Below are 14,036 nucleotides of genomic sequence, written 5' to 3'. Positions count from 1 at the left end.
GATGGAGAGAGATTGCATGGCCACGGTCAAGGTCACCGACGACAGCTTCGAAGCCGACGTCCTGAAGGCGTCCGAGCCGGTTCTCGTCGACTTCTGGGCGGAATGGTGCGGCCCCTGCAAGCAGATCGGCCCGGCGCTGGAGCAGATCGCCGACGAGTTCGCCGGCAAGGTCACGATCGCCAAGGTCAACATCGACGACAGCCCGATGACCCCGTCGCGCCTCGGCGTGAAAGGCATCCCGACCCTGATGCTGTTCAAGGACGGCCAGATGGCCTCGATGAAGGTCGGCGCCATGCCGAAGGGCAAGATCGTCGAGTGGCTGGCCGACGCCGGCATCACCGCGGGCGACGCCGGATCCTCCGCCGCGGGTTGATGCGCCGGCCGATCGGTGTTCTCCTGCCGGGGTTGGTCTCACGGCCCCGGAGGTTTTCATGCTGAGCGTCCTCATCATCAGCGCCGCCCTGACCGTCGCCGCGCCACCCGCCGACCAGGTGGCCGTGATCGCTGCGACCCCTCCGCCCGCCGAGGCGCGGCGCGATCCGGACGAACCCGCCACCCGCCGCGTCTGTCGCTTCGAGCGGGCCACCGGCTCCAACATGCAGCAACGCGTCTGCCGGGACGTGCCGCGCGGCGGCTTCGTCCAGGACCAGCAGACCCGCGAATTCCTGCGCGCCCAGCAACGCATGCGCCTGCCGGACGGCGAAGCCATGGCCACGCCCGCCGGGCCGAACGGCTGACGTTCAGTCGGGCCAGGTCTCGCGGGCGGCGCCCAGCACCTCGCCGGCGAGGTACAGCGAACCACAGATGACGATCCGGCCCGCGCCCAGCCGCAGGGCCTGACGCAGCGCCTGGAGGGGGTCGGCCGCCGGGGTCGCGCCAAGGCCGTGGCCGCGGGCGACGGCGGCCAGCGCCTCGGGATCCGCCGCCGCGCCCGCGAACGGGACGGTGAACACCGTCGCCTCCGCCTCCCGCAGGGCCGCGAAGAAGCCGCCGGCGTCCTTGCTGGCCAGCATGCCGACGATCAGCGCCGTCGGACGGGGCGCGCGAGCGCGCCGCTCGGCGAGGGCCGCCGCCAGCGCCCGTCCGGCGTGCGGATTGTGCCCGCCGTCCAGCCAGAGTTCGGCGTCCGCCGCCTTCGCCGCCTCGCCGTAGGGACCGGAAGTCAGGCGCTGCAGCCGCGCCGGCCAGCTGGCCTCGCGGAGGCCGCGGGCGATCGCCGCCTCCGGCAGGTCGAGCTCCAGCGCCACCGCCGTCGCCAGCCCGGCGTTGGCGAACTGGTGAGGGCCCGGCAGCGCCGGAGCCGGCAGGTCGAGGAAGCGGCTCTGGTCCTGGAAGGCGAGCCCGCCCCGCTCCGCCCAGGCGTCGAAGTCCACCCCCATCACCGTCAGCGGCGCGCCGACGCGCGCGGCGGCGGCCTCGATCTCGGTCATGGCGGCCTCCGCCTGCCGGGCGATCAGGCCCCGCGCGCCCGGCTTGAGCACCCCCGCCTTCTCCCGCGCGACGCCGGCGAGGGAGTCCCCGAGGAACTCGGCGTGATCGAGATCGACCGGGGTGATCACGCTGAGCAACGGCCGCTCGATGACGTTGGTGGCGTCCAGCACCCCCCCGAGGCCGACCTCGATGACCGCCAGGTCGGCCGGGGTCTCGCTCATGGCGAGGAAGGCCGCGGCGGTGGTGCTCTCGAACACCGTGGCGTCCAGTCCCGGCGCCTCGACCCGGTCGAGGATAGCGTTCAGCCGGTCGTCCTCGATCAGCCGCCCGGCGAGGCGAATGCGCTCGTTGAAGCGGACGAGGTGGGGCGAGGTGTAGGCATGGACCTTCAGGCCGGCGGCTTCGGCGATGGCGCGGATGAAGGCCACGGTCGAGCCCTTGCCGTTGGTTCCGGCCACGTGGATGACCGGGGGCAGCCGGTGCTGAGGATCGCCCAGGGCCGCGCACAGCGCCCGCATCCGGTCGAGCGACAGGTCGATGCGCTGCGGATGGCGCGCGCGCAGGCGTTCGGAGATCGGGTCCATCGGGCGGTTCTAGGCCGCGCGGCGCGTCCCGCCCATCAGCATCGACAGGATCTGGCCGATCACGCGCGGCAGGTCGGCGCGGGTCACGACCTTGTCGACCATGCCCTTCTCCTGCAGGTATTCGGCGCGCTGGAAGCCCGGCGGCAGCTTTTCGCGGATGGTGGCCTCGATGACCCGCGGGCCGGCGAAGCCGATCAGGGCCCCCGGCTCGGCCAGATGGACGTCGCCCAGCATGGCGTAGCTGGCGGTGACGCCGCCGGTGGTCGGGTCGGTCAGCACCACCACGAAGGGCAGCTTGGCGACCTTCAGCTCCTGGATGGCGAGGGTGGTGCGGGCCATCTGCATCAGGCTGAGCGCCCCCTCCTGCATCCGCGCTCCGCCGGCGGCGGTGAAGCAGACCAGGGGAACGCCCCGCGAGATCGCCTCGCGCGCGGCGGCGATGAAGGCCTCGCCCGCGGCCATGCCGAGCGAGCCGCCCATGAAGGTGAAGTCCTGGACGATGACCACCGCCGCGGTTCCGCCGACGGCGCCGAAGCCGATGGCCATGGTGTCCTTGCGGCCGGCGGCCTTGCGCGCCGCCTCCAGCCGCTGCCGGTAGGGCTTGCCGTCGGAGAACTTCAGCGGGTCCTCGGGCACCTCCGGCGTCTCGATCGCCTCATAGACCCCGCCGTCGAAGGTGAAGCGCAGGCGGGTCGGGGCGTCGATGCGCATGTGCCGGCCCGACGGCGTCACCCAGAGGGAGCCCTCGAGGTCCGAGCGGTACAGCATCTCGCCGGTGTCCGGGTCCTTGACCCAGAGATTGTCCGGCGTGTCGCGCCGGCTGACGATCTTGCGGACGCCGGGGGCGAAGCGGCTCAGCCAGCCGCCGCGCTTCTCGGTCTGGGGCTTGTTCTTGTCGACCATGGGCGGCGCTTTAGACGGTTTCCGGCGTCCTTGCACCCCGGACGGCGTCCGCCAGGGCCCGGACCTTCGCCAGAACGCGCGGCGCGGCCGGGGCGTTCTCGGCCAGCGCCGCCGCCACCTCGTCCACCAGCACCGAGCCGGCCACGACCGCGTCGGCGACCCGGGCGATGCTCGCGGCGCGCTCGGGGGTCTTCACCCCGAAGCCGACGGCCACCGGCAGGCCGGAGGCGCGGCGCACCCGCTCCACCGCCGGAGCGACCGCGACCGCCTCCGCCTCCTTGACCCCCGTCACGCCGGCGACGGAGACGTAGTAGACGAAGCCGGAGGTCCCTTCGGCGATGGTCTTCAGTCGGGCGTCGTCGGAGGTCGGGGTCGCCAGCCGGATCAGCGAAATCCCGACGGCGTCGAGGGCGGCCGTCAGGGGGCCGGCCTCCTCGGGCGGACAGTCGACCACGATCAGCCCGTCCACGCCCGCCGCCGCCGCGTCGCGGGCGAAGGCGGACAGGCCGTAGCTTTCCAGCGGATTGAGATAGCCCATCAGGATCAGCGGCGTGTCGGCGTCGCCGGCGCGGAAGGCCGCGGCCAGATCCAGCGTCCCCCTGAGCGTCAGGCCGGACCGGAGGCCGCGCAGGGCGGCGCGCTGGATGGGCGGGCCCTCGGCCATCGGATCGGAGAAGGGGAAGCCGAGCTCGATCAGGTCGGCGCCGGCCGCAGGCAGGCCGCGCAGGATGTCGAGCGCCTCGTGGGGGGACGGATCGCCGGCCATCACATAGGCGACGAAACCGGCCCGTCCCTCCGCCTTCAGGGCGGCGAAACGGGCGTCGATGCGGGCGGTGGTCATGGTTGCGGCGCGGGCGTCTCGGCGGGGGGTTGTCCGGCGCAGACGTCGCCGGGAATAGGTCCGAACCCGAGGTAGCCGATGGCTTCGGGGCCGGCCGGGCGGGAGGTGTCGTAGAAGGCCTGCATCTGCAGGCCGTCACAGCCGCCGCCGTCGCGGCGGCGCACGAAGACCACGCGGTTGTCCTCGCCGCCGGCGGGGATCCAGCCGCGGGTCTGCAGGTCGGCCACGTAGGCGTCGGCGAGGGCGCCGATGCCCGCCAGAGGGGCGCTGACGCAGAAGGCGCGGCCGGCGAGGCCGTAAAGATTGCCGCAGTCGGGGGCCAGGGTGGCGCCCGGCAGCACGAGCTGTTCGGGCGCCGCCGGGGTCTCCTGGGCCGCCGCGAGCGCAGCAGGCGCAGCGAACAGGGCCGCCGCGGCGATCAGGCCGGAAATGTTCATGGTCGTCAGAGCTCCACGCCCAGGTGCTTCGCCACGGCGAAGATGTCCTTGTCGCCCCGCCCGCACATATTGAGCACGACGTCGCCGCCCTTGCCCACCTCTTTCGCGATCTCGCCGATCCGGGCCAGGGCGTGGCTGGGCTCCAGCGCCGGGATGATCCCCTCCAGGCGTGCGCACAGCTGGAACGCCTCCAGCGCCTCCGCGTCCGTGGCGGCGCGGTATTCGGCGCGGCCGATGTCCTTCAGCCAGGCGTGCTCGGGGCCGATGCCCGGATAGTCGAGGCCGGCGGAGATGGAGTGGCCCTCGAGGATCTGGCCGTCCGCGTCCTGCAGCAGATAGGTGCGGTTGCCGTGCAGCACGCCGGGACGGCCGCCCTGCAGGCTGGCCGCGTGTTCGGAGCCCTCCAGCCCGCGGCCGGCGGCCTCGACGCCGATCAGGCGCACGCCGGCGTCCTCGATGAACGGGTGGAACAGGCCGATGGCGTTCGAACCGCCGCCGATCGCCGCCACGCAGGCGTCGGGCAGCTTCTCGCGGCGGGCCAGCATGGCGGCGCGCACCTCGCGCCCGATCACGCTCTGGAAGTCGCGCACCATGGCCGGATAGGGGTGCGGCCCCGCCGCGGTGCCGATCAGGTAGTAGGTGTCGGCGACATTGGTGACCCAGTCGCGCATCGCCTCGTTCATGGCGTCCTTCAGCGTGCCGCGGCCCGAGGTCACCGGCACCACCTCGGCCCCGAGGAGCTTCATGCGGAACACATTGGGCGACTGCCGCTCGACGTCGGCGGCGCCCATGTAGATGACGCAGGGCAGACCGAATCGGGCGCAGACGGTGGCGGTGGCCACGCCGTGCTGGCCGGCGCCGGTCTCGGCGATGATCCGGGTCTTGCCCATGCGCATGGCCAGCAGGATCTGGCCCATGCAGTTGTTCACCTTGTGGGCGCCGGTGTGGTTCAGCTCGTCGCGCTTGAACCAGATGTCGGCGCCGCCGTGGTGTTCGGTCAGGCGTTCGGCCAGGTACAGGGGGCTGGGCCGGCCGACGTAGTCGGTCAGGAAGCCGTCCAGCTCGGCCTGGAACGAGGGATCGGCCTTCGCCGCCTCGTACGCCGCATCCAGCTCGTGGATCAGCGGCATCAGGGTCTCGGCGACGAAGCGGCCGCCGTAGGGGCCGAAGCGGCCCTCGGCGTCGGGCCAGGCGTAGGCGTTGGGGAGAATGGCGTTCACGGACGGAAACTCGCGCGGGGGAGCGGCGGAAATCAGGCCGACCTCGCCGCCTCCAGAAAGGCCGCGATCCGGCCGGGGTCCTTAACACCGGGCGCGCTTTCGACGCCAGAGGACACATCGACCGCAGGCGCGCCGGTGATGCGCACCGCCCCGGCCAGGTTGTCCGGCGACAGGCCGCCGGCGAGGAACCACGGCTTCGCGAACGACCGCCCCGCCAGCAGGCTCCAGTCGAAGCTCGCCCCCACCCCGCCGGGCAGGGTCGCCCCCTCCGGCGGCTTCGCGTCGAACATCAGCCAGTCGACCACCGGCTCGAAGGCCGCGGCGGCCTCGAGATCGGCCGCCGTCCGCACCGGCAGGGCCCGGATGATCCCCGCCCCGGTCAGCAGCCGCGCCTGCGCCGCCCGTTCCGGCGTCTCGGCGCCGTGCAGCTGGATCAGGTCCGGTCGGAGGATGAGGGCGATCTCGGTCAGCAGGGCGTCGTCGGCGTCGACGGTCACCGCCACCACCCTGGCCCGGCCGCGGGCGCGCTCGAACAGGGCGGCGGCGGCGATCAGCTCGAGGTGGCGCGGGCTCTTCGGAAAGCTGACCGCCCCGACGAAGGCCGCGCCGCCGGCGAGCGCCGCGTCGAGGGTTTCGGACGTGGTCAAGCCGCAGATCTTGGCGAGGACGCTCATCCCGCGAAGATGGCGGCGATGTCGCCGTCGTCCAGCAGGCGCCATGCGCCGGACGCCAGGTCGTCCGGCAGGGCCAGGCCGCCCAGACGCTCCCGGTGCAGCGCCTCGACGTGATTGCCGACGGCCGCGAACATGCGGCGGACCATGTGGTAGCGGCCCTCGGTCACCGTGACGCGGGCCTCGGTCGGCGAGAGAACCTCCAGCCCGGCCGGCTTCAGAGGCCGGTCGTCGCCCTCGAGCATCAGCTCGCCCGAGGCGAACAGCGCCGCCTCGGTCCCGGCCAGGGGCCGCGCCAGCGTCGCGCGGTAGACCTTGGCGACGTTCTTCTTCGGGCTGATCACCCGGTGCAGCAGGCCGCCGTCGTCCGTCATCAGCAGCAGGCCGGAGGTGTCCTTGTCGAGCCGCCCGATGGTCGAGATGGCGGGATCGCGGCGTCGCCAGCGGTCGGGCAGGACGTCGTAGACCAGCGACCCGTCCTCCTTGTGCGAGCAGGTCATGCCGACCGGCTTGTGCAGCATCAGCACCAGCCCCTGCGGCGGGTCCAGCGGCTCGCCGTCGACCTGCATCCGCGCCGGCAGGTCGGGCGTCACGAGGAGGCGTTTCGACACGTCCGCCACCTCGGCCCCGTCGAGGCTCACGCCGCCGGCCCGGGCGAGCCGCGCCATCTCGGCCCGCGAACCATAGCCCAGCGAGGAGAGCAGCTTGTCGATGCGGGCGCTCGGGACCTTGTTCACTTCACCGCCTCGAAGACCTTGTAGCCGCCGGCGTCGGCGACCATGCGCCAGCGCTTGAAGGCCGCATCCAGTTCGGCCTCGTAGGGCAGGTGACGGTTGGCGACCAGCCACAGGACGCCGCCCTTCCGCAGCAGGCCCGCCGCCTTGCGGATGAAGGCCTGACCCAGCCGCCGGTCCTCGGCGCCGCCGTCGTGGAAGGGCGGATTGCTGACGACGAAGTCGGCCGCCCCGTCCTCGGGGAGGGTGCGGGCGTCGGCCCAGTCGAAGGTCGCCCGCGGGTCCGCGACGTTGCGGCGCGCGGCCTCGACCGCGCGACGGTCGATATCCACCAGCCGCAGGCCGGTGACGGCGGCGGAGCGCAGGACGACGGTCGCCAGGGCGCCGTATCCGCAGCCGAGGTCGACGCCGGCTCCGGCCAGGGGCGGCAGCCGGGCGGCGAGCAGGGCCGAGCCAGGATCGATCCGGTCCCAGGCGAAGATCCCGGGCCAGGTCCAGGCGTCCAGCCCGGGCTCCAGCCGCAGCCCGCCCGCCCGGATCGCATCCTCGATGCTCTCCGGGAGATCTGCGGGCCGGACCGCCAGACAACGGCGGTGGTGGGCCTTGGCGGTCTCGGCCACCTCGAGCCCGAACGCCTCCAGCTCCTTGCGCAGCCGGGAGCCGCCGCGGTCCTTCGGGGCCATCGCGTCCAGCCGGCCGCCCGGCTTCAGCGCCCGCAGCGCGCGGGCGAGGGTGTAGCGCCGCTCCAGCACGCCGGGAGGCGCGTAGACGACGGCGGCGTCGGCCGAGGCTGCGGCCACGTCCTCGAGCGCGGCGGAGCCCGGGATCAGGGGGGAGGTCTGGACCGCATCGGACGGCGGGTCGAACACCGCCGGCGGACGGCCGTAGATCAGGGTGGTCATGGGGCGCCTATAGCCGCAAGCCGCGGCCGCGCGAAGCCGGTCAGGTGCGGTCGTCGGGCAGGTCGGAGCCGACGCCGGCGCGGTAGCACTCGCAGGCGGCCGCCTCCAGCGCCGCCCGATCGACGACGGTGATGCGGCCGCGGGCGTAGCGGATGGCCCCGCGATCGACCAGCGCCTGGGCGCCTTCGTTGACGGTGGTGCGCTGCGAGCCGAGCATGCTGGCGAGGTATTCCTGGGTGAGGGGCAGGACGTCGCGCGCGACCCGGTCGTGACAGCGCAGCAGCCACTTGGCCAGTTTCTGGTCCGCCCGGTGGAGGCCGTGGCAGGCGGCGCTGCGTTCGAGTTCGTGCTGGAGGCCGGCCTGGAAGTGCAGCAGGGCGTTGCGCAGCGCAGGCCGCTCCGCGGTCAGTTCGCGCAGTCGCGCGGCGTCGACGCTGAGGCAGGAGCCCCCGACCTGACAGGCGACGCGAGTGGCCGCCGACGCGGGGATCAGGGCGGCCTCGACGCCGGCGACCCCTTCCGACCCGATCATGAACACCTCGACCGAGCGCCCGTCGCTCATTTCCCCGACCGCGGAGATGACGCCGTCGAGGACGAAGTGGACCTGACGGATGGCCTCGCCGGGCGCGACGAACTCCTCGCCCACGGCCATGTTGCGCCGCGTGCAGTAGCCGAGCAGGGCGGCGCGGTCATCCTGGGGAAGGGCGTCGATGATGCGGTTGGAGGAAGCTTCGCCCATCCTCCCTGAACCGCTCGCAGCGGCCGGGGTTCCGGCTCAGCTTCGCCGGTCGTCCCGCACGGAGGCGGTCGCGCGGTAGCATTCGCAGGCCACGCGCTCGAGGGCGGCGCGGTCGAGCACCCGGATGCGGCCGCGGGAATAGGTGATCGCCCCCGCCTTCTGCAGGCCCTGCGCAGCCTCGTTCACCGTGGTCCGCTGCGAGCCGAGCATGGAGGCGAGGTATTCTTGGGTGAGGTTGAGGGTGTCGGCCTGGACCCGGTCGTGGGAGCGCAGCAGCCACTTGGCGAACCGCTGCTCGGCGCGGTGCAGGGCGTTGCACGCGCCGGACTGCTCCAGCTCGCCCTGCAGGTCGGCGGCGAAGCCGGCGATCGCCTCGCGAACGCCGGGGCGGGCGGCGCACAGCTGCCTGAGCCGCGGGGCCTCGATCCGACGCGAGGCGCCGGCCACCTGGGCGGTGTTCCGGGTGAAGGCCCGGTGGGGCACGATGGCGGCGGCCGAGCCGGTCAGGCCCTCGGCGCCGATCATCACCGTCTCGACCGTGCGGCCGTCCTCGAGCACCACCACCGAGGAGGCGATGCCGCTGTCGATGAAGTGGATGTGCTCGATTTCGTCGCCGGGCTCGAAGAATACGAAACCCTGCGGGAAGTCGGTGCGCGCGCAGTGCGACAGCAGCGCCGCCCGATCGTCCGGCTCAAGACTGGCTATGAGGCGATTGCCCGGCGAGAATCCGTTCATATTCCGCGCATAGGGCGTTCCGCGGCGACGCGTCCGCCGGAACTCGACTTAACGCTGCAGGCGCAGAACCGGCGGGACTGAGGGGGTCGCCAGGCGCGGCTCGCGCCGGTCGCGAAGCCGCGGCGCGGACGCGCCGGCCCCGCGGACCTCGTCGGCCGCCCGCTCCATGCGGACGACCATCCGCTCCCCCTCCCAGATCTCCACGGCGAGGGCGCTGCCGTGCTCGCCGAGGTGTCTCACGCCCTCCCGGACAGCCTCACCGTCGTCGGCGCAGTGGGAGAAATCCAGCGCCGGCCTGCCGCCGTCGGCCCCGATAAAGTGGAACTGGTACAAGGACATGACGACTTCCCGCTGCGGGAGCAGGGTTATCCCGACCGGGTCCTGTCCGTCTGTCCAATGGTCGACGCGGCGGTTCGCCTCAGGCAGGGCGTCTGGGACCAGCCGGACGGGCGGCGTCGCACAGGGGCTGTTCCTGGCCGCCGAACAGGCCGCGCGCCGGCACCCAGCCCCGCTGCCGATGAAACCGCACCTCGCACCAGCCGTCCTCGCAGCCCTCCAGCGACACCAGGGAGCGCGGCGCGAGGCGGGCGCGGACGGCGGCGTCGGGCGAGCGCCCGGCGCGGATCGGCGCCTCCGCGTTCGTCGGGTTCAGCAGGCTGCGCCGGCTGGAGACCACGCTGCGGTGCACCCAGGCCACGGCCCCGTCGGGGTCGCAGATCTTGCGCCATTCCCGGGTCTCGGCGATCACCTGCACCGGCAGGCCCGCGGCGTGGTATTCCCACAGGATGCGGTAGTCGAGGCCGGGCCCCTGGCGGGCGCGGACCTCGCTCGACTTCAGCGACAGCCAGCGCGGCACCGGCTGACCGCTGGGCGTCGGCCGGCCGTCGGGCATGCGGTCGCCGGCGCCGGCGAACACGGCGGTGACGAGCGCGGCCGCGACGAGGGCCGTCCGGGCGAGGCCCTTCGGTGCTTGGCGGGGGGCGAGGTTGGTCATTAGACGGAAGCGGAAAGCGAAGGCCCTTGAATGTCGACCTCCAGGCTTAAGGTGGTGTTAACCAGACGGCTGCCGGACGCCGTCGAGACCCGCATGCGGGAGCTGTTCGACGCCGAGCTGAACCTGACCGACCAGCCGATGGACCGCGCCGCCCTCGAGGCCGCCGTGGCGCGGGCCGACGTGCTGGCGCCGACCATCACCGACCTCATCGACGCCGACCTGATCGCGCGGGCCGGCGAGCGCCTGAAGATGATCGCCAACTTCGGGGCGGGGGTGGATCACATCGACGTGGAGGCGGCGGTCGCCCGCGGCATCGTGGTGACCAACACGCCCGGCGTGCTGACCGAGGACACCGCCGACCTGGCCATGGCCCTGATCCTGACCGTCAGCCGCCGGATCGTGGAGGGGGCGCGGGTCGTCGAGGAGGGTCGCTACGAGGGCTGGGCCCCGACCTGGATGTGCGGCCGCAAGCTGTGGGGCAAGCGGCTGGGCATCGTCGGCATGGGCCGCATCGGCCAGGCGCTGGCCCGGCGGGCGAAGGCCTTCGGCATGCAGGTGCACTACCACAACCGCAAGCCGGTCCCGGACCTCGTCGCCGAGGAGCTGGGCGCGACGTACTGGGACGATCTGGACCAGATGCTGCCGCGCATGGACGTCGTGTCGCTGAACTGTCCGGCGACGCGGGAGACCCACCACCTGATGTCGGCCGCCCGACTGGCGGCGCTCAAGCCGGGCGCCCTGCTGGTCAACACAGCGCGCGGGGAACTGGTGGACGAGGCGGCCCTGGCCCGCGCCGTGGCCGACGGCGGGATCGCCGGGGTCGGGCTCGACGTGTTCGAGCACGAGCCGGCCGTGCATCCGGACCTGGTCGGCCGCCCGAACGTCGTGCTTTTGCCCCACCTCGGCTCCGCCACCCTGGAAGCGCGGCAGGACATGGGCGACCGGGTGATCGCCAACATCCTGACCTTCGCCAACGGCCACCGGCCGCCGGACCGGGTGATCCCGGCGATGTTCTAGCGCCTCAGCCCCCGCAGGCGGGGCAGGTCGGGTCGGGGGCGACGCGGACCGTGCGCGCGGCGCCGGCGAGACCGTCGTAGACCAGAAGCCGACCCGTCAGCGGCTGGCCCGCGCCGGCGAGGATCTTGATCGCCTCCAGCGCCGCCATCGATCCGACCACCCCCGCCAGGGCCCCGACCACGCCGACCCGGGCGCAGGTCTCGGCGTCGGGCGGCGGCGCGGGCACCAGGCAGCGGTAGCAGGGCCGGCCGGAGAAGACCCCGACCTGACCGCTCCAGCGGCCGAGCGCGCCGGACACCAGCGGCCGGCCGGCGGCCAGACAGGCGTCGTTGACCGCAAAGCGGGCGGCGAAGTCGTCGGTCCCGTCGATGACGAGGTCGCAGTCGGCCAGCAGGGCCTGCGCCGTCTCCGGCGTCAGCCGCGCCGGACGCGGCTCCAGCGCGACCCGGTCGTTCAGGGCCGACAGGCGGGCGGCCCCGGCCTCGACCTTGGGCCGGCCGAGGTCGGCGGCGTCGAACAGGATCTGGCGCTGCAGGTTCGACAGGGCGACCGCGTCGTCGTCGATCAGCCGCAGGGCGCCCACCCCGGCGGCGGCGAGATACAGGGCGGCCGGCGCGCCGACGCCGCCGAGGCCGACAAGGGCCACGCGGGCGGCCTTCAGCCGTTGCTGGCCCGGTCCGCCCAGCTCGGCCAGCACCAGATGGCGGGCGTAGCGCTCGATCTCGTCGTCGGAAAAGGTCACGGCCGACTGTTAGGCCGCTGCGGCCGCGAGGTCACGCCGTCAGGCGGCGCACAGGTTGAGGATGGCCTCGGCGTCGTTGGCGGAGACCCCGGACAGGCAGGGCACCCCGACCCGCGCCAGCCGGTCCCCGACGTTGCCGCAGAGGGCCATCGGCTGCTCGAGGCTGCGGTCGGCGACCGGCCGGTCGCTGACGATGCGCAGGTTGCGGTGGCGCCGGTCGGCGCGCACCCGGCGCAGCAGACGATCGATGTCGACTCGCCGGCCTTCCACCGCCTGCAGGATGTGGCCGCCGTGGAACATCATGCAGCCGGTGATCTCGTCGCGACGGTTGTTGGCCACCGAGACTCCGAGGATGTGGGCGATCGAGACCGCGGTGGCCCCGGTGTCACCGACAGCTTCACTGGCGAAAATCACGCGATACAGCAATGGACTGTCCGAACTCGAACTGAAAGGGGACTGGTTTTCCGTGTAACAGGTTACATCGGCATCATTATGGCTCCTCGGGCCTGCCGGCCTGATCCGCTGTCCTGTCGACTTGCCGGGGTCGCGGCCGCACGCCATCTGGGGGGCATGACGCACTCCGACTCCAGCTTCCCCGCCTGGCACGGCACCACCATCCTGGCCGTGCGCAAGAACGGCCGCACCGTCATCGCCGGCGACGGCCAGGTCTCGATGGGCCCGACCATCGTCAAGGGCGCGGCGCGCAAGGTCCGCACCCTCGCCGGCGGCCGGGTGCTGGCCGGCTTCGCCGGCGCCACGGCGGACGCCTTCACCCTGATCGAGCGTCTCGAAGCCAAGCTGGAGCAATACCCGGACCAGCTGGCGCGCGCCTGCGTCGACCTGGCCAAGGACTGGCGCACCGACCGTTACCTGCGGCGGCTGGAGGCGATGCTGCTCGTCGCCGACCGCAGCTCGATCTTCACCGTCACCGGCGTCGGCGACGTGCTGGAGCCCGAGCACGGGGTGGCGGCGGTGGGCTCGGGCGGCAATTTCGCCCTCGCCGCCGCGCGCGCCCTGCTCGACCATTCCGACATGGGGGCGGAGGAGATCGCCCGGAAAGCCATGGCGATCGCGGCCGACATCTGCGTCTACACCAACGGCAACCTGACGGTGGAAACCCTGGACTGAGGTCCGCCCCGCCGGCCTTTCGCCGAATTAACGGGACAGCGGCGCGCTGCTGCGCTCCCTTGGCGGCGGGAGGATATCGCATGCGCACCCTCGTGTTCGCCGCCGCGCTGGCCGCCGCCGCGCCCGCGGCCGCCCAGCAGCCGGAGGCCGCCCCCATCGTCGCGGCCGAGCGGGCCTTCGACGCCGACTTCCCCGCGCTGGGCCTGGCCGGCAGCTTCTCGAAGTGGAGCGTGCCGGACGCCGTCATCATCGCCGAGGGTCAGGCGCGCACCGTCGAAGCGCTGTTCCGGGATGCGCCGCGCACCCGCCAGCCGGGGGAGCCTCTGCTCGAATGGTGGCCGGTGTTCGCCGGCGTGGCGCGGTCGGGAGAGATGGGCTTCACCACCGGCCCGGCGGCGCGCGACCAGGAGCCCTACGGCCACTACTTCACCATCTGGCGGCGCCAGCCCGACGGCTCCTGGAAATGGGTCTACGACGGCGGCGCGAACGCCAGTCCGGCCGGGCAGCCCGGCCCCGACAGCGAGCCGCGGCTCCTGCCCACGGCGACGGTCGGCTCGGCCTCGCCCGAGATCGCCTTCGCCGAGGTGCGGGCGGCGGAGCGCGCCCTCGCCGAGGCCGCCCGGGTCGACCAGAAGGCGGCGCACCTCGCCGCCCTCGCGGGCGACGGCCGGCTGTACGTCTCGTCCCTGCCCCCGGCGGACGGCCCGGACGCCTTCCCGGCGGCGCTGGACGGCTGGCCCGCCCGCTTCGAGTTCGGCGAGACCGAAGGCGGCGGCGCCTCCGACGCCGGGGACATGGTCTGGACCTGGGGTCCGGCGGCGTGGATGCGGGACCAAACCCGCCGGCGCGGCCATTACATGCGCCTGTGGCAGAAGCGGCCGGAAGGCTGGCGTATCGTCATGGCCCAGCTGCTGCCGGCCCCGATCGCCGCGCCCCCTCCCGCCGGCGGCTGAGCCGT

19 protein-coding genes are annotated in these 14,036 nt (G+C 73.3%); 5 read left to right on the top strand and 14 right to left on the bottom strand.

Translation table 11 applies throughout. The annotated features are described in order from the left end of the window. Positions 1-16 precede the first annotated feature (16 nt). Both trxA and H2038_RS10715 read left to right on the top strand, forming a co-directional pair. Positions 17-373: a thioredoxin TrxA gene (gene trxA / locus H2038_RS10720; RefSeq protein WP_292112802.1), complete on the top strand. Its 357-nt coding sequence runs from the start codon at positions 17-19 to the stop codon at positions 371-373. Positions 374-431: 58 nt separating this feature from the next. Further along, positions 432-737, top strand: a complete 306-nt coding sequence (locus H2038_RS10715; protein WP_292112800.1) for a hypothetical protein — start codon at positions 432-434, stop codon at positions 735-737. Positions 738-740: 3 nt separating this feature from the next. On the opposite strand, the gene H2038_RS10710 is transcribed toward H2038_RS10715, so the two are convergent. From H2038_RS10710 to H2038_RS10655, 12 genes are all read right to left on the bottom strand, one after another. Further along, positions 741-2,015 carry a folylpolyglutamate synthase/dihydrofolate synthase family protein gene (locus tag H2038_RS10710; protein WP_292112797.1) on the bottom strand — a complete coding sequence of 425 codons (1,275 nt, stop codon included), beginning with the start codon at positions 2,013-2,015 and terminating at the stop codon, positions 741-743. A gap of 9 nt (positions 2,016-2,024) precedes the next feature. After that, on the bottom strand, positions 2,025-2,918 hold the full coding sequence (locus tag H2038_RS10705) for an acetyl-CoA carboxylase carboxyltransferase subunit beta (protein WP_292112795.1): 894 nt from the start codon (positions 2,916-2,918) through the stop codon (positions 2,025-2,027). Between the two features lie 10 nt (positions 2,919-2,928). Then, entirely contained in the window at positions 2,929-3,759 is an 831-nt protein-coding gene (trpA, locus tag H2038_RS10700) for a tryptophan synthase subunit alpha (RefSeq protein WP_292112793.1), read from the bottom strand. Then, positions 3,756-4,196, bottom strand: a complete 441-nt coding sequence (locus tag H2038_RS10695; RefSeq protein WP_292112791.1) for a hypothetical protein — start codon at positions 4,194-4,196, stop codon at positions 3,756-3,758. The genes trpA and H2038_RS10695 overlap by 4 nt, the downstream gene beginning before the upstream one ends. Before the next feature lie 5 nt (positions 4,197-4,201). Further along, a complete protein-coding gene (trpB, locus tag H2038_RS10690; RefSeq protein WP_292112788.1) occupies positions 4,202-5,416 on the bottom strand; it encodes a tryptophan synthase subunit beta in 1,215 nt (404 codons plus the stop codon). 32 nt (positions 5,417-5,448) lie between these two features. Beyond that, complete coding sequence (locus tag H2038_RS10685) at positions 5,449-6,090, bottom strand: phosphoribosylanthranilate isomerase (RefSeq protein ID WP_292112785.1); 642 nt, start codon at positions 6,088-6,090, stop codon at positions 5,449-5,451. After that, positions 6,087-6,824, bottom strand: a complete 738-nt coding sequence (locus H2038_RS10680; RefSeq protein ID WP_292112783.1) for a pseudouridine synthase — start codon at positions 6,822-6,824, stop codon at positions 6,087-6,089. The genes H2038_RS10685 and H2038_RS10680 overlap by 4 nt, the downstream gene beginning before the upstream one ends. Continuing rightward, a complete protein-coding gene (locus tag H2038_RS10675; protein ID WP_292112779.1) occupies positions 6,821-7,723 on the bottom strand; it encodes a class I SAM-dependent methyltransferase in 903 nt (300 codons plus the stop codon). The genes H2038_RS10680 and H2038_RS10675 overlap by 4 nt, the downstream gene beginning before the upstream one ends. A 40-nt stretch (positions 7,724-7,763) precedes the next feature. Continuing rightward, positions 7,764-8,462, bottom strand: a complete 699-nt coding sequence (locus H2038_RS10670; protein WP_292112776.1) for a Crp/Fnr family transcriptional regulator — start codon at positions 8,460-8,462, stop codon at positions 7,764-7,766. A gap of 36 nt (positions 8,463-8,498) precedes the next feature. Continuing rightward, entirely contained in the window at positions 8,499-9,197 is a 699-nt protein-coding gene (locus H2038_RS10665; protein ID WP_292112773.1) for a Crp/Fnr family transcriptional regulator, read from the bottom strand. Between the two features lie 48 nt (positions 9,198-9,245). Then, positions 9,246-9,536 carry a hypothetical protein gene (locus tag H2038_RS10660; protein ID WP_292112771.1) on the bottom strand — a complete coding sequence of 97 codons (291 nt, stop codon included), beginning with the start codon at positions 9,534-9,536 and terminating at the stop codon, positions 9,246-9,248. Between the two features lie 79 nt (positions 9,537-9,615). Beyond that, positions 9,616-10,191, bottom strand: a complete 576-nt coding sequence (locus tag H2038_RS10655; RefSeq protein WP_292112768.1) for an SH3 domain-containing protein — start codon at positions 10,189-10,191, stop codon at positions 9,616-9,618. A 30-nt stretch (positions 10,192-10,221) separates the two neighbouring features. On the opposite strand from H2038_RS10655, the gene H2038_RS10650 reads away from it, so the two are divergent. Then, entirely contained in the window at positions 10,222-11,208 is a 987-nt protein-coding gene (locus H2038_RS10650) for a D-glycerate dehydrogenase (protein WP_292112766.1), read from the top strand. 4 nt (positions 11,209-11,212) lie between these two features. Here H2038_RS10650 and moeB read toward each other — a convergent pair whose 3' ends face one another. Together moeB and H2038_RS10640 are read right to left on the bottom strand one after the other, a co-directional pair. Next, a complete protein-coding gene (gene moeB / locus H2038_RS10645; protein ID WP_292112763.1) occupies positions 11,213-11,950 on the bottom strand; it encodes a molybdopterin-synthase adenylyltransferase MoeB in 738 nt (245 codons plus the stop codon). Between the two features lie 39 nt (positions 11,951-11,989). Then, a complete protein-coding gene (locus H2038_RS10640; RefSeq protein ID WP_292112760.1) occupies positions 11,990-12,364 on the bottom strand; it encodes a BLUF domain-containing protein in 375 nt (124 codons plus the stop codon). A gap of 156 nt (positions 12,365-12,520) precedes the next feature. Here H2038_RS10640 and hslV point away from each other — a divergent pair, with 156 nt between their 5' ends. After that, complete coding sequence (gene hslV, locus H2038_RS10635; protein WP_292112757.1) at positions 12,521-13,078, top strand: ATP-dependent protease subunit HslV; 558 nt, start codon at positions 12,521-12,523, stop codon at positions 13,076-13,078. Between the two features lie 80 nt (positions 13,079-13,158). Then, complete coding sequence (locus H2038_RS10630) at positions 13,159-14,031, top strand: DUF4440 domain-containing protein (protein ID WP_292112755.1); 873 nt, start codon at positions 13,159-13,161, stop codon at positions 14,029-14,031. Positions 14,032-14,036 lie beyond the last annotated feature (5 nt).

The sequence above is a fragment of the Brevundimonas sp. genome, assembly GCF_013912005.1.
In the GTDB taxonomy this organism is placed as follows: Bacteria; Pseudomonadota; Alphaproteobacteria; order Caulobacterales; family Caulobacteraceae; genus Brevundimonas.
The sequence above is the reverse complement of the archived record's forward strand: the minus strand, read 5'-3'. Positions and strand labels throughout refer to the sequence as shown.